Source organism: Halomonas sp. NO4, from assembly GCF_010994375.1.
Classification (GTDB): Bacteria; Pseudomonadota; Gammaproteobacteria; order Pseudomonadales; family Halomonadaceae; genus Halomonas.
The window spans coordinates 1-19670 of sequence record NZ_WHMA01000037.1; the positions used below are offsets into that span (position 1 = coordinate 1).

General features: G+C 66.7%; 25 protein-coding genes and 1 tRNA gene. 6 read left to right on the plus strand and 20 right to left on the minus strand.

From position 1 onward, the window contains the following. On the minus strand, positions 1-220 hold a 220-nt coding region (locus FEF15_RS19480; RefSeq protein WP_240454208.1), incomplete at its 3' end, for a hypothetical protein. 25 nt (positions 221-245) lie between these two features. On the opposite strand from FEF15_RS19480, the gene FEF15_RS16600 reads away from it, so the two are divergent. Further along, positions 246-500: a DUF2442 domain-containing protein gene (locus tag FEF15_RS16600; protein ID WP_163560279.1), complete on the plus strand. Its 255-nt coding sequence runs from the start codon at positions 246-248 to the stop codon at positions 498-500. A 4-nt stretch (positions 501-504) separates the two neighbouring features. On the opposite strand, the gene FEF15_RS16605 is transcribed toward FEF15_RS16600, so the two are convergent. The 8 genes from FEF15_RS16605 to FEF15_RS16640 form a co-directional block, all read right to left on the minus strand. Further along, positions 505-1539, minus strand: coding sequence for a class I SAM-dependent methyltransferase (locus FEF15_RS16605; protein WP_163560280.1), 1035 nt, complete (start codon positions 1537-1539; stop codon positions 505-507). 30 nt (positions 1540-1569) lie between these two features. Next, positions 1570-2376, minus strand: a complete 807-nt coding sequence (locus FEF15_RS16610; protein WP_163560281.1) for a methyltransferase domain-containing protein — start codon at positions 2374-2376, stop codon at positions 1570-1572. A 10-nt stretch (positions 2377-2386) separates the two neighbouring features. Further along, the gene (locus tag FEF15_RS16615; protein WP_163560282.1) at positions 2387-3895 is read right to left on the minus strand and encodes an amidase family protein; all 1509 of its coding nucleotides are present in this window, start codon (positions 3893-3895) and stop codon (positions 2387-2389) included. 60 nt (positions 3896-3955) lie between these two features. Then, positions 3956-4861, minus strand: a complete 906-nt coding sequence (gene thpD / locus FEF15_RS16620) for an ectoine hydroxylase (RefSeq protein ID WP_205598561.1) — start codon at positions 4859-4861, stop codon at positions 3956-3958. A 96-nt stretch (positions 4862-4957) separates the two neighbouring features. Continuing rightward, a complete protein-coding gene (locus FEF15_RS16625; RefSeq protein WP_163560283.1) occupies positions 4958-8089 on the minus strand; it encodes an efflux RND transporter permease subunit in 3132 nt (1043 codons plus the stop codon). Beyond that, the gene (locus FEF15_RS16630; protein ID WP_163560284.1) at positions 8086-9330 is read right to left on the minus strand and encodes an HlyD family efflux transporter periplasmic adaptor subunit; all 1245 of its coding nucleotides are present in this window, start codon (positions 9328-9330) and stop codon (positions 8086-8088) included. Before FEF15_RS16630 ends, FEF15_RS16625 begins: the two co-directional genes overlap by 4 nt. Positions 9331-9492: 162 nt before the next feature. Next, positions 9493-9795, minus strand: coding sequence for a CopG family antitoxin (locus FEF15_RS16635; protein ID WP_163560285.1), 303 nt, complete (start codon positions 9793-9795; stop codon positions 9493-9495). Then, entirely contained in the window at positions 9788-10069 is a 282-nt protein-coding gene (locus FEF15_RS16640) for a DUF4258 domain-containing protein (RefSeq protein ID WP_163560286.1), read from the minus strand. Before FEF15_RS16640 ends, FEF15_RS16635 begins: the two co-directional genes overlap by 8 nt. Positions 10070-10252: 183 nt before the next feature. Here FEF15_RS16640 and FEF15_RS16645 point away from each other — a divergent pair. From FEF15_RS16645 to FEF15_RS16655, 3 genes are all read left to right on the plus strand, one after another. Beyond that, positions 10253-10329: transfer RNA gene (locus tag FEF15_RS16645), tRNA-Arg, on the plus strand. 110 nt (positions 10330-10439) lie between these two features. Next, positions 10440-10742: a type II toxin-antitoxin system HigB family toxin gene (locus FEF15_RS16650; RefSeq protein ID WP_163560287.1), complete on the plus strand. Its 303-nt coding sequence runs from the start codon at positions 10440-10442 to the stop codon at positions 10740-10742. A 3-nt stretch (positions 10743-10745) separates the two neighbouring features. Then, positions 10746-11159, plus strand: coding sequence for a helix-turn-helix domain-containing protein (locus FEF15_RS16655; protein ID WP_163560288.1), 414 nt, complete (start codon positions 10746-10748; stop codon positions 11157-11159). Here the strand turns inward: FEF15_RS16655 and fnr are convergent. From fnr to FEF15_RS16685, 6 genes are all read right to left on the minus strand, one after another. Further along, a complete protein-coding gene (gene fnr / locus FEF15_RS16660) occupies positions 11148-11957 on the minus strand; it encodes a fumarate/nitrate reduction transcriptional regulator Fnr (protein WP_163560289.1) in 810 nt (269 codons plus the stop codon). The two genes, FEF15_RS16655 and fnr, sit on opposite strands and share 12 nt — an antisense overlap. A 142-nt stretch (positions 11958-12099) precedes the next feature. Next, the gene (locus FEF15_RS16665) at positions 12100-13101 is read right to left on the minus strand and encodes a porin (protein ID WP_163560290.1); all 1002 of its coding nucleotides are present in this window, start codon (positions 13099-13101) and stop codon (positions 12100-12102) included. Between the two features lie 409 nt (positions 13102-13510). Further along, positions 13511-14509, minus strand: coding sequence for a ProQ/FINO family protein (locus tag FEF15_RS16670; RefSeq protein ID WP_240454209.1), 999 nt, complete (start codon positions 14507-14509; stop codon positions 13511-13513). Between the two features lie 176 nt (positions 14510-14685). Next, on the minus strand, positions 14686-15063 hold the full coding sequence (locus FEF15_RS16675; protein ID WP_163560291.1) for a type II toxin-antitoxin system VapC family toxin: 378 nt from the start codon (positions 15061-15063) through the stop codon (positions 14686-14688). Next, positions 15063-15311, minus strand: a complete 249-nt coding sequence (locus FEF15_RS16680; protein WP_163560292.1) for a type II toxin-antitoxin system prevent-host-death family antitoxin — start codon at positions 15309-15311, stop codon at positions 15063-15065. The genes FEF15_RS16675 and FEF15_RS16680 overlap by 1 nt, the downstream gene beginning before the upstream one ends. Before the next feature lie 477 nt (positions 15312-15788). Beyond that, positions 15789-16145 (minus strand): DUF4351 domain-containing protein, encoded by a 357-nt coding sequence (locus FEF15_RS16685; protein ID WP_163560293.1) that lies wholly within the window; start codon positions 16143-16145, stop codon positions 15789-15791. A 78-nt stretch (positions 16146-16223) separates the two neighbouring features. Between FEF15_RS16685 and FEF15_RS19650 the strand changes: the two genes are divergently transcribed. Continuing rightward, on the plus strand, positions 16224-16457 hold the full coding sequence (locus tag FEF15_RS19650; RefSeq protein ID WP_163560294.1) for an addiction module protein: 234 nt from the start codon (positions 16224-16226) through the stop codon (positions 16455-16457). Positions 16458-16462: 5 nt separating this feature from the next. Beyond that, positions 16463-16795 carry a hypothetical protein gene (locus FEF15_RS16695; protein ID WP_163560295.1) on the plus strand — a complete coding sequence of 111 codons (333 nt, stop codon included), beginning with the start codon at positions 16463-16465 and terminating at the stop codon, positions 16793-16795. Here FEF15_RS16695 and FEF15_RS16700 read toward each other — a convergent pair. From FEF15_RS16700 to lgt, 5 genes are all read right to left on the minus strand, one after another. Then, positions 16777-17310 (minus strand): dihydrofolate reductase, encoded by a 534-nt coding sequence (locus FEF15_RS16700; RefSeq protein WP_163560296.1) that lies wholly within the window; start codon positions 17308-17310, stop codon positions 16777-16779. The genes FEF15_RS16695 and FEF15_RS16700 overlap by 19 nt on opposite strands. Then, on the minus strand, positions 17307-18080 hold the full coding sequence (locus FEF15_RS16705) for a thymidylate synthase (protein WP_240454213.1): 774 nt from the start codon (positions 18078-18080) through the stop codon (positions 17307-17309). The genes FEF15_RS16700 and FEF15_RS16705 overlap by 4 nt, the downstream gene beginning before the upstream one ends. Before the next feature lie 164 nt (positions 18081-18244). Continuing rightward, the gene (locus FEF15_RS16710) at positions 18245-18532 is read right to left on the minus strand and encodes a type II toxin-antitoxin system MqsA family antitoxin (RefSeq protein WP_163560298.1); all 288 of its coding nucleotides are present in this window, start codon (positions 18530-18532) and stop codon (positions 18245-18247) included. Then, positions 18525-18836, minus strand: a complete 312-nt coding sequence (locus tag FEF15_RS16715; protein ID WP_163560309.1) for a transcriptional regulator — start codon at positions 18834-18836, stop codon at positions 18525-18527. The genes FEF15_RS16710 and FEF15_RS16715 overlap by 8 nt, the downstream gene beginning before the upstream one ends. 42 nt (positions 18837-18878) lie before the next feature. Continuing rightward, the gene (gene lgt, locus FEF15_RS16720; protein WP_163560299.1) at positions 18879-19670 is read right to left on the minus strand and encodes a prolipoprotein diacylglyceryl transferase; all 792 of its coding nucleotides are present in this window, start codon (positions 19668-19670) and stop codon (positions 18879-18881) included.

Here is a 19670-nt window from a genome sequence, read left to right on the forward strand (position 1 = left end):
AGAACACCACCGATGCCGTATCGGCTCCTGAAGCTGGCTGAGCCTTATGCGTAATCAGATTTTCTTTTCGAACGAGGTAAACCCGCTGGAACCCATGCATATCCATGCGGAAAGCGGCGATGGAGAAACGAAAATATGGCTGGAGCCCCAAATCGCCATTGCCAGCAGCGGCTACAATCGGAAGTAGCTGGCTCAGCTCATGCAGCTGGTGGAATCCCATCGCAGTGATATCGAGAGGGCTTGAAATGAGCATTTCCGCCAAGACCGTCAGCTTTGACGAGCACACCATGTGGGTCGAGCTCAGCGATGGCAGAACGCTGGGGGTGCCGCTGGCCTGGTTTCCACGCCTACTGCATGCCTCCCCTGCCGAGCGCGAACAGTGCCGCATCAGCTACTCCGGCAAGGGCCTGCACTGGGACGGTCTCGATGAAGATATCTCCGTTGAAGGGCTGATCGCCGGTCGCGGAGACATGACCCATCATCACGGCCGCGTCGCCTGACCCTTCACCCCCTCTTCTTCACCGCCCGGTAGACCCGAAAGCGCCGGTCGTCGGCGAGTATCTCGAAACCGCCGAAGGCGCTCTCGAGCCGCTCCGCATAGGGCAGGAACGCATTGGCTACCAGGATGAGCTGCCCACCGCGCTCGAGGTGTTCGGGCGCCTCGGCGATTAGCCGCGCCGCCGGGCCGTAGTCGATGGCGCGTTCCTGATGGAACGGCGGGTTGCTGACGATGGCGGAAAAGCGCCGCCCGCCGAGCGCCGAATAGACGTCGCTCTCGAGCGCCTCGCCGGCCAGGCCGTTTACAGCCAGGGTGCGACGCGTCGCCTCCACAGCGAAGGCGCTGACGTCCACCGCGGTGACGGCGTGGCCACGTCGCGCCAGCCAGGCGGCGAGGATGCCGTCGCCGCAGCCCAGATCAAGAACATCACCAGCGTTACCGCGCATCGCCCCCTCGCCTGCCGGCAACGCCTCGGGCAGCGTCTCGAGCAGCAGCCGCGTGCCGTCGTCGAGCTTGTTGTGGCCGAAGACGCCGGGATGGCTGGCCAAGGTTAGCCGCCCACCTCCCGGGTCAGCCTCGAACACCGTCCAGGCCGCCTCCGGGGGGAGATCGACCGGCGCCAGTCGCGTGGCGAAGAGCGTGCAGCGTCGCGCGCTGTCCAGCTTGCGGCAGCCCAGCCCCAGCGCTGCCAGCACCTTGAGCACGCGCTTGATGCCGCCCTGGTTTTCGCCGACGAGCTGAAGCGGCGTACCGGCCGGCAGGGTCGCGCAGAGCCACAGCAGCCACCACTCGCCGAGCGCATGGCTCTTGGGCCAGAACAGCACCGCGCCCGCCGGCGTCTCGGGAAGCGCCTCGGCGAACGGCGAGCAAGCCGGCCGGCCGCGGGCTCGCCACGCCGCCCGCACGGCGAAATCGGCACTCACCGCTACCCCCTCACCCGCCTCCAGCCAGGCGTCGCGCGGCGGGGCCACCCACCACCAGCCGCGATAGTCGGCATCCTGGCGTGACAGCAGCTGGCAGACCGGCGTCTCGGCGCTCATCGGGGGCTCCTGGACAAAGGGGATTTGGGGTCAGGTCGTCTCGGAAAGCGATGTATCGCAACGCACCAGGGTATAGAGCAGGTACCGTCCCAGCCGCCAGTGCGGCTCGGCGCGGCAGTAGCGCCATTCGAGCTCGAACAAGCGGTCGCGCTCGGCCTCGCTTGCCGGCGGCTGGCGCAGGTAGTCGTGGAAGACGCGGATGCCGGCCACGGCCTGGATTTCCAGGCCGCACTCGGCGCTCCACGCCGCGATCTGCGCGTGGGTCAGCGGCGAGATGGGGGTCAGCCGTCGGCGCCGCCCCTGCCCTTCCAGGCGGTCGGCCAGCGCCTTCTCCAGGTTGCCCTTGACCACGTTGGAGAGGCGCAGGGCATCGCGATTGAAGACCATCAGCGAGAGCTGTCCACCCGGCGCCAGTTGACCGGCCAGCGTCGCCAGGGCCGCGCGCGGATCGGCCAGCCACTCCAGCACCGCATGGCAGGCGATCAGTGGCCAGGGGCCCGGCGTGCGCTCGGCCAGCGCCTGCAGCGGCGCCTCGATGAAGGTCACCGGCTGACCGGCCAAGGCCTCGCGGGCCCGTGCGAGCATCTCGCCGGAAGGCTCCACCAGCGTCACCGCATGGCCGCGGGCGGCGAACCAGGCCGCCAACTGCCCCAGGCCGCCGCCCACGTCGAGGAGCGGCTGGCCGTCGAGGTCGAGCAGCTCCGGCAGCAACCGGTCGAGCAGCGCCAGTCGCAGCTCGCCGCGCGAGGCCCCGTAGAGGCTGTCGGCGAACTTGTCGGCCAGGCCGTCGAAATGGCGGTCGCCGGCCGGCGACAGCGGTGAGGGGGAATCGGTCATGGCGGGCATTCTACCCGGATCGGTCACCGAGCGGCAGCCGCTGCGTCCAGGGGGTATCGATTTCCATCTGCGCGGCCAGCGCCAGCAGGCGGCGCTCGTCGCCCATGGCGCCGAGCGCCTGCACCCCAACCGGCAGGCCTTCCGGGGTGACGTGCAGCGGCAATGACATGGCCGGCTGGCCGGTGAGATTGGCGAGTTGGGTGAAGGGCGTGCGTGCCAGGGCGTCACGCGTCAGCCGTTCGATCAGGCCCGCCTTGAGCGCCAGCCTCGCCGCGCCGGGAATCGCCAGCAGGCGCATCAGGTGCTCTCGGGCCTTCGTCGGGTAGAGCTCGCCGCGCCGCGGAGCGGGGGCGGCAGCCACCGGCATCACCAGCACGTCGTAACGGCGGTGGAAGCTCCCCATGGCCCGCGCCGCGCTGTTCCAGTCGCGCTTGGCCAGCTCGTAGTCGCGCGCCGGCAGCCAGCGCCCCAGCCGCCCGAGGGCGCGGGTGGACGGCTCGATGGCCAGCCGCGACACGGGCACGCCGGTCTCGCGGGCGATCCAAGCCAGGTCGGCGGCGAGATGCCCCAGGTAGAGGGTCAGGTAGCTGTTGCCCAGCGCCGCCCCGTCGACGGGCGGGTCGGCCCAGTCGACGTCATGGCCCAGCGCCTCGAGCCGGCGGGCCGCGCCTTCCACGGCCTGGCGGACCTCGGGGTCGAGCACCGTGCCGAGAGCCCGGCTCAGCGGCTCACCCAGCGAGACGGCGACCCTGAGCCGCCCCGGCGGGCGCTCCAGCGCGGCGAGAAAGCCTTCCTCGTGGGGCAACGGATAGGGCCCGCCCGCGTCCATGCCGTTGGTGGCATCAAGCAGCGCAGCGCTGTCGCGCACGCTGCGCGTCACGGCGTGCTCCACCACCGCGCCCTGCCACACCTCCGCGTGCTGCGGCCCGAGCGGCACCCGCCCGCGGGAGGGCTTCAAGCCGAACAGGCCGCAGTAGCTGGCGGGAATGCGGATCGAACCGCCACCGTCGCCGGCCATGGCGAGCGGCACCAGGCCGCCGGCCACCGCCGCGGCCGCCCCGCCGCTGGACCCGCCCGGCGAGCGGTCGGGCCCCCACGGGTTGACCGGATGGGGAAAGGCCCGTGGCTCGGTGATACCCATCAGGCCCAGCTCCGGGGTGGCTGTCTGGCCGAGAATGGCAAACCCCGCCTGGCGCAGGCGGGTGACCAGGGTCGAATCCTCGCCCGGCCGCCAGTCCGCCAGGGCCGCGCTGCCGAAGGCCAGCGGCTCGCCGGCGATGGCCATCAGCAGATCCTTGGTGAGCGTCGGCACCCCGGCAAAGGGGGCATCGGGCGGCACCGCCCGGCTCTCGGTGTGAGCGCGCTCGAACCGGGTGCGCACCACCGCACCCAGGCGCGGGTTGTCGGCCTCGATGGCCGCGCAGGCCGCGTCGAACACCTCTTCGCGGCTCACCTCGCCACGGCGGATGAGCGCCGCCAACCCCAGGCCGTCGAAGCGACGGTACTCGTGCAGTTCCATGCAGTGACTCCTGTCCTGTGGGGCCTTGGGCTGGCGTGGCTGAGCCGTCCGGCGTTGCCGTCAGCCAGCGGGCTTGAGCGGCTGCCAATCGGTGCGGTTGGCCAGAAACTCGGGCCTCGGCTTGTTGCCGCAGTAGGGGTCGTGAAGGGTGTTCTCGACGCTGTTGTAGACGAAGAAGAGATTGCTGCGCGGCCAGCACGACATATTGAGGTTGGAGCCGTGCAGGGTGTTGCACTCGAAAATGATCAGCGAGCCAGCCGGCCCCTTGGGCGCCTCGATGCCGCCCTGCATCATCAGTTCGCGCAGGCTTCGCTCATCGGGCACGCCGATATACTGGCTCTTCAGCGACTCCTTGTAGTTGTTCTCCGGGGTGCGCCCCACGCAGGGCACGAAGAAGTTGTGGGAGCCGGGAATCAGCATCAACGGGCCGTTGAACTCGCCGTTGTCGGTGAGCACGATCGAGCAGCTCAGCGAACGCATGCGCGGCATGCCATCCTCGCTGTGCCAGGTCTCGAAGTCGGAGTGCCACTCGAAGCCCTTGCCCTTGAAGCCGGGCTTGTAGTTGATGCGCGACTGGTGGATATAGACGTCGCTGCCGAGCAGCTGCTGCACCATGGCCAGCAGGCGCGGATCCCGCGTCAGGCGGCTGAACCGGTCGGAGATCTCGTGAATGCCGAAGATCGAGCGGATCTCTTCCCGCCCCGGTTCGAGGACGGTGCCCTCGGAGAGCTTGAGGTCGGCGTCCTCCTCATAGTCGCGCAGATCCTGGATGAAGTGGTCCATCTGCGCCTTGTCGAAGAAGCTTTCGAAGGAGATGAATCCCTTGCGCTCGAATGCGTCGACCTCTTCGGGGCTCAAGGGGCCGCTGTTGCGCTGGTCGGCACTGTGCACGACCGGATCGATGCGCTCGAACATGCCCAGCTTGCGTTCCAGCCGGGTGGGAAACAGGTCCTGAGTGTCCTTCATGATGACCTCCATGATGGATCGGAAATGACGTGGTACAGAGAACAAGGTTGGGACAAGTTGAATCCGATTCAACGGCAAACGCCCCTTCCCCCGCACTCAGGCCGAGGCGTCACGTCCGCGCGACCGGGCGGCCCAGCGCTCGCGGGCGTGCTCCAGCCAGGAGAGCAGTGCCGGGATCACCAGCAGCACCAGGAAGGTGGAACCGGCGAGGCCGAAGGCGATCGAGGCGGCCATGGGGATAAGGAACTGCGCCTGCAGCGAGGTCTCGAAGAGCAGCGGCAAGAGCCCGCCGATGGTGGTCAGGCTGGTGAGCAGCACGGCGCGGACCCGCTGCACCACCGCCTCGTTGAGCGCCGTGTCGATGGGCAGCCCGCGGTCGCGTTGCGCGCGGTAGAAACTCACCAGGATGATGGCGTTGTTGACCACGATGCCGGAGAGCCCGAAGAGGCCGAACAGCGAGAGGATGGTGAGCTCCACCCCCATCAGCCAGTGGCCGAGCAGCGCCCCCACCAGCGAGAAGGGGATGATCGCCATGACGATCAGCGGCAGACTCCAGGAGGCGAACACCCAGGCGAGCACGCCGTACATCAGGCCCAGCCCTACCAGCAGCCCGACACGCATGTCGGCCAGGGTCTCGCGCTGGTCGGCCGCCCGCCCCTCGAAGCTGTAGCGCAGGTGATGCTCGCGGGCCAGGCGCGGCAGGGTCTCGGCGTCGAGGCTCGCCAGCACCTCCTCGGCGCTGGTCACCCGGGTATCGAGCTGGGCGGTGACCTCCACCGCCAGCTCGCCGTCGGCGTGGCGCAGCGCCTCGAAGCCCTGGCGGTAGTCGACCGCCATCACCTGCTCGAGCGGCACCTGGCGGCTGTCGTCCAGGGTGACCGCCAGGCTCGACAGCGTCGCCAGGCGCTCGCGCTGCTCGCGGAGCAACTGGACGCGCACCTCGATCTCGTCGGCGCCGTCCTGATAGATTTGGGCGATACGGCCATCGAAGGCGGTACGCAGCTGGCGGCCCAGGGTTTCGGTGGTCAGCCCCAGCGCCTCGCCGAAAGCGTTGACGCGGTAGATGAGCTGCTCGCGCCCCCAGGGCATGTCGTCCGCGGTATCGAGCACGCCGGGCAGGCTCTCCAGCGACTCGGCCAGCGAATCCGCCGCGCGACGCAGGGCCATGGCATCCTCGCCGGTGAGGCGAATGTTGACGTCGCGGCCTGGCGGGCCGGCGGTGCGCTCGTCGATGGCCAGGTTATCGAGGCCCGCCGGCGCCTCGATGCGCTCGCGCCAGGCACGGATGACGTCGGTATTGCGCACCTCGCGCGCATCGGGGGAGCTAAGCTCGATCATCAGCGAGCCCACCTCCTCGGCGCTGCGGCTGGGTGCGCCCGACTCCAGGGTGGTGCCGTGGCGCGCCACCACGGTCTCCACCAGCTCGCCACCCAGCGCCGCCTCGGTCTCGGCGAGGCTCTCCTGCAGATGGGCGAGAAAATCATCGACCCGCTCGCGGGGCGTACCGGCGACGAAGCTGGCATTGGCATAGACCACGCTCGACTCCGGCGAGGGAAAGAAGTGGAACCCCAGGCGCCCGCCCGCCAGCAGCCCCGCGGTGACCAGCGACACTGCCACGGCCATGGCCAGGGTGGCGCCACGATGGCGCAGCGTCAGTGCCGAGAAACGCCGGAACGGCCCCTCGCGGAAGGTATCGAAGCGCCCCTCGAAGCCCTGGCGCCACCGCACCGGGCCCCGGGCCGGCCGGGGCGCCCCGGCACGCGGCACGAAGGCATTGCGCAGGTGGGCCGGCAACACCACGAAGCACTCCAGCAGCGAGGCGATCAGCACGCAGATCATGATCACCGGGATGTCGCCGAGAATGTTGCCGATCACCCCGCCCACCATCAGCAGCGGCATGAAGGCCGCCACCGTGGTGAGCGACGAGGCCACCACCGGCCACAGCATGCGCCGCGCCGCCCCGGCCGAGGCATTGCGCGGCGCCTCGCCCAGGCGGTGATGGGCATCGGCGTCCTCGCCCACCACGATGGCGTCGTCGACGATCACCCCCAGTGCCATGATCAGGGCGAACAGCGAGATCATGTTGATGGAGCCACCAATGCCCCAGAACACCCCCAAGGAAGCCATGAAGGCGGTGGGAATGCCCACCGCCACCCACAGCGCCACCCGTGCGGGCAGGAAGAGGTAGAGCAGCACCAGCACCAGCAGCAGGCCGCCCGCGCCGTTGCCGATGAGCAGCGAGATGCGCTCGTCGATCAGTTGCCAGGTCTCGTCGTGCACCTCAAGTTTCACGCTGGGCGGCAAGGTCGGGCGCGTCTCGGCCAGCCAGGCGTCGAGCACCCGGGCCGACTCCAGGGAGTGGCCGTGCTCGGCGCGTTGCAGCATCAACTCCGCGGCCGGCGCGCCCGCGTGACTCAGGCGCACCGTCGCCTCGCGAGGCTCCTGGCGGATGGTGGCGATATCGCCCAGGCGCAGGGTGAAGCGGTCGCTGGCCAGCACCGGCAGGCTCTCGAAGCCCAGCGGGTCGCGCCGCTGCTCCAGCGAGCGCAGCTCGCGAGCGCTGTCCTGCTGGCCCAGCACCCCGGCGGGCAGGTCGCGCGACACGCTCTCCACGCGCGCCGCGATATCGCCCAGCGACAGCGACAGGGCCTGCAGCCGCTCGGCGGGCACCTCGATGCTGATCTGCTGCTCAGGCAGGCCGCCGATCTCCACCCGGTCGATGCCCCGGGCGAGCAACTCGTCCTCGAAGCGACGGACCAGATGGCGCAGCTCCTGCTCGTCCAGCGTGCCGTGCACCAGCAGCCGCGCCACCGGCTCGAAGCGCGCCACGCGATTCACCTGGGGCGTCTCGGCGTCGGCCGGCAGGTTGGTAAAGCTGTCGACCTGCTGGCGCACGTCGTCCAGGGCGAGGATGGGGTCGCTCTGCTCGGTGAACTCCAGGGTGATGCTGGACACCCCCTGGGCCGAGGTGGAGGTCATGCGCTTGAGGCCGGGCAGGCTGCGCAGGCGCTGCTCCAGGGGCACGGTGATGCCCGCCTCGACATCCTCGGCGGAGGCGCCGCTCCAGGGCACGCGCACCGTCACCACGTCGAGCGCGAAGGTGGGGAAGAACTGGATGTTCATGCGCGTGAGGCCGAGCACGCCGCCGAGCAGCATGACCAGCATCACCAGGTTGGCCGCCACCCGATGATGGACGAAGAAGCCGATGACGCCGCGCCGCCGGCTCATGCCTCGGGCTCCCCGGCGTCATCGCCGGCCACCTCCACGCGCAGGCCGGTCATGGCGTTGGGCAGGTGGGTCACCGCCACCCGGTCGCCCTCGCGCAGTTCATTGGCGGCCACCAGCGCCCAGCGTTCGCCATCCGGCCCCGGCACCTCGCCCAAACGCTCGACCGTCACGCGCTCCAGGCGCGAGGCGTCCGTCACCCGATAGAGCACATCGCTGCCGTGCAGGGCACTGAACGGCACCGCCAGCGAGCCGGCCACCGCCGGACGCTCGAGCCACACCGGCACCAGGCTGCCGGGGCGCAGGCCGTCGGCCGAGCCCTCGAGGGCAAGGATCGCCTCGGTGCCCGTAGGGGCGCTCTCGCCGGCCAGGCGCTCGAGCACGAAGCGCTGGCCACCCTCCTGCGCCTGCGCCTCGAGCCGCTCGCCACGCTCGAGGCGTGCCGCCAGTTCCGCCTGGTAGCGGCGCGGCACTCGGGCCCGCAGCTCCAGGCCATCCTGCGGGTAGAGGGCCAGCAGCGCCGCCCGGGCCGCCACCTGCTCCCCAGGCGCCACCTGCACCGCAGTGACCACGCCGTCGAAGGGCGCCGTGACCCGGCTGCGCTCGGCATCCCGCCGCGCCGCATCGCGCACCGCCTCGGCCCGCGCCAGACGCGCCTCCAGGCTCTTCAGCCGCGACGGATAGGCGGCGACGCTGCTCTCGCGCAGGGTGACACTGAGCCGTGCCCGAGCCAGGGCGTCGCGCGCCTCGTCCAGGTCCGCCTGGGAGGCCAGGTTACGCGCCACCAGCGAATCGATGCGCTCAAGAGAACGTCTTGCATTGGCCAGGATTTCGCGCTCGCGCTCGAGTGCCGCCTGCTCGTTGTCATGGCGAATGCGCTCACTGTCGATCTGCGCGCGCAGGTCAGCCACCTCGGCCTCGGCCTGGCGCAGCGGCGGCTGGGTATCGGCCTCGTCGAGCGCGACCAGCAGTGCGCCGGCCTCGACCCGCTGCCCCTCGCGCACCGGGCGCTTGGCGATGCGCCCCGCCAGCGGCGCCACCACCTCGATCCGCTCCGGCGCCACCACCTCGCCGAACAGGGGCAGGACCGGCGTGTGTTCGGCCAGTGCGACGGTGAGCGTCTCGACCCGCCAGCTGCGCTCCTGGGCGGTGACCTCCGCCGGCTCGGGGCGCGTCAGGCGAAGCGCCATGAAGCCCGCCACGCCAATGGCGAGGATCAGCAGGGGTAACAGGCGTTTGAACATTGCGGCATCCTGGCACGAGCAAAGAACAAAAGGGCATAACGCAGCGCCAGTATACTCGCCGCCGCAGCCATCGAGAGCCGTTCGGCCAGGCATGTGACAACGTTTCGCAGTCGGGTAGGCGTATCGAAGTCAGCGTAATGACTTGGGGCTGAACTGCCCCCTTCAGCGAGACCGCTGGCCCGTTTTCTCGGCCGAAATATCCTTGAGGCTGCCCGACACGTACTTGTGAAGAATGCTCGCTACCAGCGACTGATACGGAAGCCCCTCCTCCAGGGCGCGGCGCTGAAGCGCTTCCAGATCGCGGCTGGAAATACGGATGTTGATGCGCCTGTCTTTCTTGAAGGTTACCTCCGCCGACCGCGCGAGCGATTCGCGACGCGCGTCATCCAGCTCGGACACGAACTCACCCGACTCGAAAGCTTCCAGCAGCTCTTCCTCTTCTCGATCCAGTTTGGTGTCACTCATGCTCGCCTCCCAGATAGTCTCTGGTTGCCTTGCGACTGGGTATGATCGTCTTTAAGAACAACTCCCTGTCATCCTCGACATACGGAACCAGCCAAGCGTAGTCGTCGATTCGCACCACCAGCATGCGCTGGTTGGGGTATTTTTCCGTGTTGGGATGGACCATGTCGTCGAGCAACGCCCCCGACTGCAGAGCGAACAGAACGTCTTCGAACGAGATGCCGCGCTCGATCATCAGCGTTTGGTTCTTGGCAGCATTCCAATCGATGGGCTTCATGGGTAAAGCCTAGCAAATTGTGTGCCTTTTGGCATCATCCGCTACCGAAGACCAACGGCTCCTCGCCATCTTCCCTACCTCACGATGTGAGCTCGAACGATATGACACCGTTTCGCAGTCGGGCCGGCGGTTTCGCTCGCTGCCCGCTTTCCTTATACTACGCCTCGCTTTACCCCTCGTTACGCCCTCTTAGCTCAGTCGGATAGAGCAGCCGCCTCCTAAGCGGCAGGTCGCAGGTTCGAATCCTGCAGAGGGCGCCACCGCTTTGCTCCTTCCCTGCAGAGACCCTGTGCATATCCTGGCACGCGACCACGCACAGGCTGAAACTTATTGGCTTGCCATATGTCCCATATTGGGACATATTGAGCCCATGAGGATCATCGCCGTCAAGCACCTGAGGGATTTCTGGGAGCAACATCCCGATGCCAGGGCACCGCTGGAAGCCTGGGTCGATGAGGTGAAACATGCCACCTGGAAAGCGCCCCATGACATCAAGGCCAAGTACCGACATGCCAGCCTAGTCGGCAACAAGCGAGTCGTTTTCACCATCAAGGGCAATGACTATCGGCTGATCGTCTCGGTCGCCTACCGGTTCGGGGCGGTATACATCAAATTCATCGGCACGCATCGTCAGTATGACGAAATCGATGCCGAGACGGTGGAGATGGAGTGAACCATGCACATTCGACCCATTCGCACCCATGACGACTACAAGGCAGCGCTGCAGGAAGTGTCCGCCTACTTCGACGACGAACCGGAGCCCGATAGCGAGGAAGGGGATCGCTTCGAGGTGCTGCTGACGCTGGTTGAAGCCTACGAAGCGAAACACCACCCGGTGGATATTCCCGATCCCATCGAGGCCATCAAGTTCCGCATGGAACAGGAAGGGTTGAGCGCCAAGGATCTCGAGCCGGCCATCGGCCGTCGCAATCGCGTCTACGAAATCCTCAACGGCAAGCGACAGTTGACGCTGCCCATGGTCTGGAAACTCAACCAGATATTCGGAATTCCGGCGGAAAGCCTGATCAAGCCACCCAAACCCCTGACCCCGCCTGACACGCAAAGCGACACACCCTCTTCACGCCCCTGAGTGGCGACCCGCACCCTCTTCGGCCAGCGCCACCAGCGCCGGATGGTCTTCGATGCAGAGTTCGCGCCCTTCGACGCTGACCAGGCCCTGCTCCTGGAAGCGGGCGATCACACGGCTGACGGTTTCCAGGGCGAGCCCCAGGTAGCTGCCGATGTCCGAGCGCGACATGGAGAGGTGGAAGCAGTAGGGCGAGCAGCCGCGCGAGCGGAAGCGCTCGGAAAGGCCGAGCATGAAGCTCGCCAGGCGCTGGTCGGCGGTGCGGCCGGAGAGCAGGCACATCATGCGCTGGTCGTTGCGCAGCTCGCGGCTCATGCAGCGGTAGAGTTCGCCGCGCAGTGCCGGCACCTGCTCGGCCAGGTCGTCGAGCCGGTGAAACGGCAGCTCGCAGACGAAGGTGGACTCCAGCGCCACCACGCTGCCATAGCAGCGCGACTCGGCGATGCCGTCGAGCCCCACCACCTCGCCGGGCAGATGGAAGTGGGTGACTTGGTCGCGCTGGCCGACCTGCTCCACCACCTGCTTGAGGCTGCCGGAGCGCACCACGTAGAGGCTCTCGAAGCGCTGATCCTGGCGCATCAGCGCCTGGCCGCGCTTGAGCGGGCGTGGGTGCTCGATGATGGCATCGAAGGAGGCCAGCGCCTCCAGCTCCAGCCCCAGCGGCAGGCAGCGCGCGTGCAGCGCACAGCGGGCACAGCGCGTCTCGTCGGCCGGTCGCCGCCGGCCCTGCGCAGGCTTTCCGCTCTTGTCCGTGACGACGACTGGCACCGCTTCCTCCCCGGCCGGGTCTCTCCCGGCCATGGCAACCTCCCGGCAGCTTACCGCGTTGCGGCGCAGGCCGGGTTGATGCGCATCAAGTCTTGCCGGAAGGGCCATGAACGCGTCAACAAAAAAACCGGCCCCGAAGGGCCGGTTTCTAGCGCGTTCCTGCTAAGCCAAGGGCTTAGAAGAAGTAGCGAGAACCGACGATGGCGTAGGTGTCGTCAGCTTCCACGTCGTTGTCATGAACTTCGGTGAAGATGTCGAAGTTGTCAGCGACGCGGTAGTAGGCACCAAAGGCCAGCTCATCGCTGTCTTCCATGCCGTCGTCACGATCCTTGTGGTAGTAGTCAGCCGTCATGGTCAGCTGGTTCAGGCTGACCACGCCACCGAGGGCATAGACGTCCTGGTCATTGGCATCACCCGTGGGGTCCTGCTGCTCGGCACCGACACGCAGGTTGAACATGTCGTTGAAGGCGTAGGAGACACGAGCACCGGTGTTGTAGCCGGCGTCGAACTCGCCGTTACCATCGACCGCATTCACCTCGGACTCTGACATACCCGCTGCCACGGTCAGGCCACCCACTTCGTAGCTCAGCGCACCCGCGAACAGCACTTCTGAACCGCTGTTGTTAGCGGCAATGGCTTGGGCGTCAGTTTCGCTGTAGTGCTTGGCCTGCAGAGCAACTTGGAAGCCGGAGAGGTTCGGTGTCAGGTAAGCGACAGCGTCACCGCGGCCTTGGTCTTGCGGACCGTGGAAACCGTAGGCAGCGGCCATGGCGTAATAGTCGAACGGCTGGAACACCACCTGCTTGTAGATGTTGTCGAAGTTACCGGCCTGCAGGGTACCCCACTGGGCGCTCTCGGCGCCGATCCAGGCGTGACGAACCTCGGTGAAGCCAGATTTACCATTGCCACCAGGGCCGGTACGCTCGTCACCGTCGAAGCGCCACTCGACGTGGGCGAAGAAACGCAGATCGTCGGAGACCTGGTTGACGCCGTCCAGCTTCAGGCGCGAACCGGCGTTGACGAAGTCGCTTTCGCCGTCGTAGCCCTGCAGGACACCGACGCCAACGCGGCCGCTAAGGTCAAGAGACTTGCCGTCTTGGTCGTAAACGGTGGCGGCCTGAGCGCCGGAGGCAGCCATGGCGCCGGCAATGGCAGTCGCTAACAGTGTCTTTTTCATCGCGATGATTCCTTTTTGACTAGCTTACTGTTTCGATCGTTATGGCACCGCTGAACGGTACCGCCGGCTTGCCGGGCATGCGTCCCGCCGCTACCGACCTCGCTCCTTCTCAGGAGGCAGGCCAGGCCGGGCATGGCCGCAGCGAAGCCTTAGTTATAGTCCAATGCTCGCAGGTAGAACTCTATACCGGGATTAGCAGGAACGCAACAAGAAAAAAACACTGTTTTCCTTCGCCGCGAACACTGTTCCCCAACAGGTCCTTCTGAATCGGCGGCCCGCGCCCGTTGCCCCGCGTGCCGCCGCCTCAGCCCGTCGAAACAGGTACCTGGCAACGATGAGCAGGCACATGATGCCCCGCTTGATTAGGAGTGGCAAGCCACCCGCCCGTCAACGAAAGCGGGCGGTGGCTTCAACGCCGGCCGTTGTGCTTGGCCACGAGCGCCGAGAGCTTGGCTTCCAGGCGCGCCTCGGGATTGGCGGCGGCGATGTTGGCGGAGGCCTCCTCCGCCCCGAGAGAGCCTTCCTGGCGCTGGCCATTGCCCTGGGAGGGAGCCGCTTGAGTCGGGGATGACTTGGTAGGTGATGACTTGGCGGGCGTTGACGCGGCCGCCGGCTCGCGGCCGGAGCGCCTGCCGGCCTTGCCCGTCCCCTTGCTCGGGGACTTGCCGGCGGCGCCACGCGTCTTGCCGCCGCGCCGGTCGCGCTCGGCCTGCAGGCGTTCGAGCTTGCGGTGGGCGTGCTCGGCGGCCTCGGCGTCGACCTGGCCGTGGGGCTGGCCGTCGAGGCCGATGCGCTCGGCACCCTCGCGCACGCCCTTGAGGTAGCGCGGCAGATTGACGTAGCCGGCCAGCGCCCGGCGCACCAGTTTCTCGGGCCAGGGCTCGCGGGCGGCGAGGTCGAGATGGATGCCCACCTTGAGGGGCCGGGTGTGGCCCTTGAAGAAGGTCTGCGGGTAGCGCTGGTACCACTGGGCGAGCAGCGCATCCGGCGAGGGAGCCGGGTCGATGGCCAGGCTGGGCTGGGATTCGCTGGCCTCATGGCTGGCCGGCGCATCACCGGCGGGCGCGGCCGTGGCCTCGGGCTCGGGGGGCGCGGGCGAGGCCGCCCGCGGGCGATGGCCGATCAGCGCCGAGAGGCCCTGGGCGCGCCGCGGCGCGGTGAGCGTTGCCGGCATCGGCTCGCCGCGCTGGAGGCGCTCGCGCAGGCGGGCGTTGTCCTCCTCGAGTTCGCGGTTCTGCTCGCCGAGCTCGCGATTCTCCTCGGTGAGCTCCAGACGCATGGCTTCGTACTCGGAGAGCCGCCCCTGGAGCTCGCGCAGCTGGCGCCGGCAGGCGGCAAGCTCGATCAGGGCGGCATCGGCACGCTCTTCCAGAATGGCGAGCAGGCGGTGAGAACGTTCCTCGATCAAACCGGTTTCCTCCAGGCAGGCTCTCTCGGGCAAGGCAGGGGGGTACCTCTGGTGCCAGTCTGTGCCAGAAGGCGGGCGGTGACAAATGTCTCGATGCCGCGACAGGCACCGATCGCTTCGTAGCGTCGTTGCCAAGGGGCGATATGCTGAAGAGCCAACTTCCCACGACCCCGATGTCAGGGGCGAAATATCTCGATAGCCAACTCAGGAATATGCCGATAGTGACGGTCGTTGGCGGTGAGCAGCGTCGCCCCCAGCTCGATGGCGGTGGCGGCAATCAGCGTATCGGCCATCTGCATGTCATGGCTCAAGGCGTAGCTCTCCACTAAAAAACAGGCGCGCGCCGAGATGCCCTCGTCCAGATGGACCAACCTCGTTTCCCAATAGCGAAGCGCCTGGCGCAGCTGCTGTAGCTCCTGCTTGTTGCGAAGCCCCTGGCTCAGCTCCATATAGGTCACGGCCGACAACGCAAATCCCGGCATGGCATCCAGCCGTTCGGCGGCCGCCAGGTTGCCCCGCAGATTCCAGATCAGCACATCGGTGTCGACCAGCATCACTGTTCATCCATGAAGGTGCGGGGCTGTCTCAGGGCGCGAACCTGGGTGTCCACGCTGGTGTCCTGGCGATCCGCCCAAAGGCCAAAGGCGGGGTTGCGCGGCGGATGCTCTCCGCTGTCTTCCCGGGCACGCACCAGGCGTGCGCAGGGTTTACCGCGGAAGCTGATCTCCACCTCTTCGCCACGCTCGGTAGCAGCCAACAAAGCCTTGGTGTGCAGGCGCAGATCCTTGACAGTGGCGTGCATAGGAGTGCCTCCATAGGTTACACAGAAAAGTGTAACCGACTCGGCAGGGAGGCGCCAACTGATGCGGCAAGGGCGCCAGGGCTATCGCAGTTGATGGAACCCACGGTGGAGAGGGGCAAAGTGGGAGGCCGGCTCTGCCGGGCGAAGGCGCCGAAAGGCGCCCAGATCGGGCAGCGCTGCGCGCTGCTTCGCGAGCTGAAGTCGAGGCGTCGAACCGTCCCTCCCACAAAATAACTGCGATAGCCCTGGCAAGGGCGCCTTCGGGAGCGGGACGCTGACGTGGGTGGCCACGCCCGAGGCGCCTGCGGCGCCGTTCGGCCGATGAATCGGGCTCCTACCGGGAACACCTCCGATAGGCCACGAAGGCGTAGGCCGGCTGCCCTTCGCGGGGCTCGCCGGGCAAGCGCTGCACCTCTTCCCATGCGGCGGGGTCGAGGGCGGGAAAGCGGGACGGAACGGCAACGAAAGCGCTTAGAATCAGGTATCCAGCAGCGCTTCCAGGCTGTCGGCGGTCAGAATGCGTTCGGCCCAAGCTTCCAACTGTTCGGTGCTCGCCGTTTCGATCCTATCTTGCGCCCAGGCGGGCAAGTCGCCGAATTTCAGCGACATCTGTTTGGCCAGCAAGCGCGCCTCCCCTTCCTGGCGGCCCTCCTGGCGGCCCTTTTCGATGCCGAAGCGTTCGGCACTGGTCACATAAGGCATGTTCTGTGCCTCCTCAAATACATAGTGTTCATCGAGGAACTCGCGCTCCAGGGCATCCGGCAGACGCATCATCCAATCGATCAGCCGGAACAGCTCGATGATCTGCGCCTTGCCATAGCCGCGCCCGTACATCACTGGCGTCCCGTTAACCGCCTTGTTAGGGGCCTTGACTCGGGATAGCATACGTGTAGGGCCACTCACGGAGGCACCATGACTACTGAAACATTAGACCAGCTACGCTCCCAGATTTCGACTCTCTCCGAGTCGGAGCGCGCAGCACTGGCTCGGGAGCTCATAATGAGCCTGGACGGCCCCCGTGACGACTCCGTTGAGCAGGCTTGGAACGATGAAATTGTCCACCGTGTGTCTAAGGTTAAAAGCGGAAAGGCCACCTTGCTCAGCCGTAAAGAATTCCGATCAAAGATGCGCGCGAGGTTAGGCTAGTAACAGTGCAAACGGTAAGGATACTGGAAGAAGCCTCGCAGGAAGCGATAGAGGCAGCAGCATGGTACGAATATGAGCAGCCTGGCCTCGGAGACGAGTTTTTCGCTGCCATTGATGCCGCCATCGACGTTATTGAAGAAAACTTCATCCCCTTATCCCCCCTCGCCGAAGAATCTGGCGATACCGGTGCAAAACGACTGATTCTAGAACGCTTCCCGTACGATATAATCGTATTAGAGTTGCCTGAAGAATCGGTCGTAATCGCCGTTGCCCACCACTCCCGAAAGCCTGGCTACTGGCGGGAACGCCGGTGCGCGGTTCAGCCGCGCCGCCGATAGGCCACGAAGGCGTAGGCCGGCTGCCCTTCGCGGGGCTCGCCGGGCACGCGCTGCACTTCTTCCCACTCGGCCGGGTCGAGGGCGGGAAAGCGGGCGTCGCCCTCGACCTCGACGTCCACCTCGGTGAGGTAGAGCCGGTCGGCGTGGGGCAGCGCCTGGGCGTAGATCTCGCCGCCGCCCATCACCATGATCTCCTCGGCGGCGTCGATGGTGGCCTGCTGGTCGGCCAGGGTGAGCGCCGAGGCCAGGTCGTGGCAGACACGCACGCCGTCGGGGTGGAAGCTCGTATCGCGGGTGACGACGATATTGAGCCGCCCCGGCAGCGGCTTGCCTATGGACTCGAAGGTCTTGCGCCCCATCACCAGCGGCTTGCCCTGGGTCATGCGCTTGAAGAACTTGAGGTCTTCCGGCAGGTACCAGGGCAGCTTGCCGTCCACGCCGATCACGCCGTTGCGCGACAGGGCGGCGATCATCGCGACGGGCACCAGGGTCTCCTCTTGCGCCCTTTCGCTCATACCGCCACCTCCGCCTTGATGTGGGGATGCGCTTCGTAGTCCAGGATCTCGATGTCCTCGAAGCGGAAGGCGAAGAGGTCCGTCACCGCGGGGTTCAGGCGCAGCCGCGGCGGCGCCAGGGGGGTGCGGGTGAGCTGCCGCTCCGCCTGCTCCAGGTGGTTCAGGTAGAGGTGGGCATCGCCCAGGGTGTGGATGAACTCGCCGGGCTCGAGGCCGCTCACCTGGGCGATCATCCGGGTGAGCAGCGCATAGCTGGCGATGTTGAAGGGCACGCCCAGGAAGATGTCGGCGCTGCGCTGGTAGAGCTGGCAGGAGAGCCGCCCCTCCGCCACGTAGAACTGGAAGAGGCAGTGGCACGGCGGCAGCTGCATCTCGTCGACCTGGGCGGGGTTCCAGGCCGAGACGATCAACCGCCGCGACTGGGGGTTCGTGCGGATCTGCTCGAGCACCTTGGCGATCTGGTCGACGTGGCCGCCGCGGGGGTCGGGCCAGCTGCGCCACTGGTAGCCGTAGACGGGGCCGAGATCGCCGTTCTCGTCGGCCCACTCGTCCCAGATGCGCACGCCGTTTTCCTTGAGGTAGGCGATGTTGGTGTCGCCGCGCAGGAACCACAGCAGTTCGTGGATGATCGAGCGCAGGTGCAGCTTCTTGGTGGTGAGCAGCGGAAAGCCGCGGGCGAGATCGAAGCGCATCTGGTGGCCGAACAGCGAGCGCGTGCCCACGCCGGTGCGGTCGCTGCGCTCCACGCCGTGGTCGAGCACGCTGCGCATCAGATCGAGGTAGGGCTGTTCGAGTGGCGGTCGGGAGTCGGTCACGGGCGTTCTGCGGTTGGCAAGTGGGGTGGGTTGCGTAGTGTACAGGTTCTAGGCGCCGGCCGTCGCATGCACGGTGGCGTTGAACGGCCCTGGCGCGGGCGCATCAGGCGGCATCCTGATCAGTGAAGTTGCTCGAAGACTTCCGGGTGCTGCTCCGCGATACGCAACAGCGCAACCGCTGGTCCCTGGGGCTCGCGCCGACCCTGCTCCCAGTCCTGGATGGTGCGCACGCTGACTCCCATCAGCCCCGCAAAAGCTGACTGGGAGAGCCGCAATTTCAGGCGAATCTCCTTGGGCGCTGACGGTTCGGATAGCTCATGCTGGCGAAGTGACACCTCACCCTTCTTGAACCGCCTGATTTCATTGATGCCATCGAGGATCTCTTCCCCAAGGTTTCTGTCACCCATTCTTGATCGCCTCCGCTATCTGCCGAAGCATGTGCCCAGGAATACTAGCGCGCTCCGATTTGCTGTAGAGCGTCAACAGCCAAATCTCATGCTCGGAAACTTTCCAATAGTAAATGACTCTGACCCCGCCACGCTTTCCGGAAGCCGCCAACGACCATCGAATCTTGCGAACGCCTCCGGAACCCTTGATGAGATCGCCTGCGTCCGGTTTCTTCAACAAATACGTTTGAAGCCCACGATACTCCTCGTCCGTGAGGTAGTCCGGTAATAGCTTGGTAAATGTCGAAGTTTCGATGAACAGCATGTCAAAATTATACGGCATTGCCGTATCTTTGGCAAGCTCGCATCAGTGGAAGCTCACATCCACCGGCTGCTTGCGCGACCAGGCGATCAGCGCCACCCCGGCGGCGATCATCGGCAGGGTGAGCAGCATGCCCATGGTCAGCCAGCCGAAGGCGAGGTAGCCGATGTGCGCATCGGGCAGGCGCACGAACTCCACGCCGAAGCGGAAGACGCCGTAGAAGGTGAGAAAGAGGCCGGAGACCAGGCCGCGCCGCCGCGGGGTGGCCGAGACGAACCACAGCACGGCGAAGAGCACCGCCCCCTCCAGCGCCGCCTCGTACAAGGAGGTGGGGTGGCGCGGCTCCGGCCCCATGCCGGGAAAGGGCATGCCCCAGGGCAGCTCGGTCACCCGCCCGGGGAGTTCGCGATTGATGAAGTTGCCGATACGCCCGGCGCCCAGGCCGAGGGGCACCAGCGGCGCCACGAAGTCCGTCAGGGTGAAGAAGGCCATCCGCTTCTTGCGCGCGAACCACAGCGCGGCGAGCAGCACGCCGGCCAGGCCGCCATGGAAGCTCATGCCGCCATCCCAGATGCGCAGAATCCACAGCGGATCGGCGGCCCACTGACCCAGGCCGTAGAAGAGCGCATAGCCCAGGCGGCCGCCCACCACCACCCCGAGGGCGGCGTAAAAGAGCAGGTCGCCCACGTCATCGGCGGTGAGGCCGAAGCGGGGCGCGCGGCGCCGCCCCAGAAACCAGGCGGCCACGAAACCGACCACGTACATGAGGCCGTACCAGTGCACCTGGAAGGGGCCCAGCGAAATGGCCACGGGGTCGATATCGGGATAGGTCAGCAT

Excerpts from the sequence above, each read along its gene's own strand:
- FEF15_RS16625 (WP_163560283.1), bottom strand. The coding sequence starts at position 8,089 with ATGAGCCGGCGGCGCGGCGTCATCGGCTTCTTCGTCCATCATCGGGTG.
- FEF15_RS16705 (WP_240454213.1), bottom strand. The coding sequence starts at position 18,080 with ATGCGCAGCGTGCTCGACCACGGCGTGGAGCGCAGCGACCGCACCGGC.
- FEF15_RS16650 (WP_163560287.1), top strand. The coding sequence starts at position 10,440 with ATGAGGATCATCGCCGTCAAGCACCTGAGGGATTTCTGGGAGCAACAT.
- FEF15_RS16635 (WP_163560285.1), bottom strand. The coding sequence starts at position 9,795 with ATGAGTGACACCAAACTGGATCGAGAAGAGGAAGAGCTGCTGGAAGCT.
- FEF15_RS19650 (WP_163560294.1), top strand. The coding sequence starts at position 16,224 with ATGACTACTGAAACATTAGACCAGCTACGCTCCCAGATTTCGACTCTC.
- FEF15_RS16655 (WP_163560288.1), top strand. The coding sequence starts at position 10,746 with ATGCACATTCGACCCATTCGCACCCATGACGACTACAAGGCAGCGCTG.
- FEF15_RS16675 (WP_163560291.1), bottom strand. The coding sequence starts at position 15,063 with ATGCTGGTCGACACCGATGTGCTGATCTGGAATCTGCGGGGCAACCTG.
- lgt (WP_163560299.1), bottom strand. The coding sequence starts at position 19,670 with ATGCTGACCTATCCCGATATCGACCCCGTGGCCATTTCGCTGGGCCCC.
- FEF15_RS16610 (WP_163560281.1), bottom strand. The coding sequence starts at position 2,376 with ATGACCGATTCCCCCTCACCGCTGTCGCCGGCCGGCGACCGCCATTTC.
- FEF15_RS16710 (WP_163560298.1), bottom strand. The coding sequence starts at position 18,532 with ATGGGTGACAGAAACCTTGGGGAAGAGATCCTCGATGGCATCAATGAA.
- FEF15_RS16600 (WP_163560279.1), top strand. The coding sequence starts at position 246 with ATGAGCATTTCCGCCAAGACCGTCAGCTTTGACGAGCACACCATGTGG.
- thpD (WP_205598561.1), bottom strand. The coding sequence starts at position 4,861 with ATGAAGGACACTCAGGACCTGTTTCCCACCCGGCTGGAACGCAAGCTG.
- fnr (WP_163560289.1), bottom strand. The coding sequence starts at position 11,957 with ATGGCCGGGAGAGACCCGGCCGGGGAGGAAGCGGTGCCAGTCGTCGTC.
- FEF15_RS16630 (WP_163560284.1), bottom strand. The coding sequence starts at position 9,330 with ATGTTCAAACGCCTGTTACCCCTGCTGATCCTCGCCATTGGCGTGGCG.
- FEF15_RS16715 (WP_163560309.1), bottom strand. The coding sequence starts at position 18,836 with ATGCTGTTCATCGAAACTTCGACATTTACCAAGCTATTACCGGACTAC.
- FEF15_RS16605 (WP_163560280.1), bottom strand. The coding sequence starts at position 1,539 with ATGAGCGCCGAGACGCCGGTCTGCCAGCTGCTGTCACGCCAGGATGCC.
- FEF15_RS16685 (WP_163560293.1), bottom strand. The coding sequence starts at position 16,145 with ATGTACGGGCGCGGCTATGGCAAGGCGCAGATCATCGAGCTGTTCCGG.
- FEF15_RS16615 (WP_163560282.1), bottom strand. The coding sequence starts at position 3,895 with ATGGAACTGCACGAGTACCGTCGCTTCGACGGCCTGGGGTTGGCGGCG.
- FEF15_RS16680 (WP_163560292.1), bottom strand. The coding sequence starts at position 15,311 with ATGCACGCCACTGTCAAGGATCTGCGCCTGCACACCAAGGCTTTGTTG.
- FEF15_RS16665 (WP_163560290.1), bottom strand. The coding sequence starts at position 13,101 with ATGAAAAAGACACTGTTAGCGACTGCCATTGCCGGCGCCATGGCTGCC.
- FEF15_RS16640 (WP_163560286.1), bottom strand. The coding sequence starts at position 10,069 with ATGAAGCCCATCGATTGGAATGCTGCCAAGAACCAAACGCTGATGATC.
- FEF15_RS16700 (WP_163560296.1), bottom strand. The coding sequence starts at position 17,310 with ATGAGCGAAAGGGCGCAAGAGGAGACCCTGGTGCCCGTCGCGATGATC.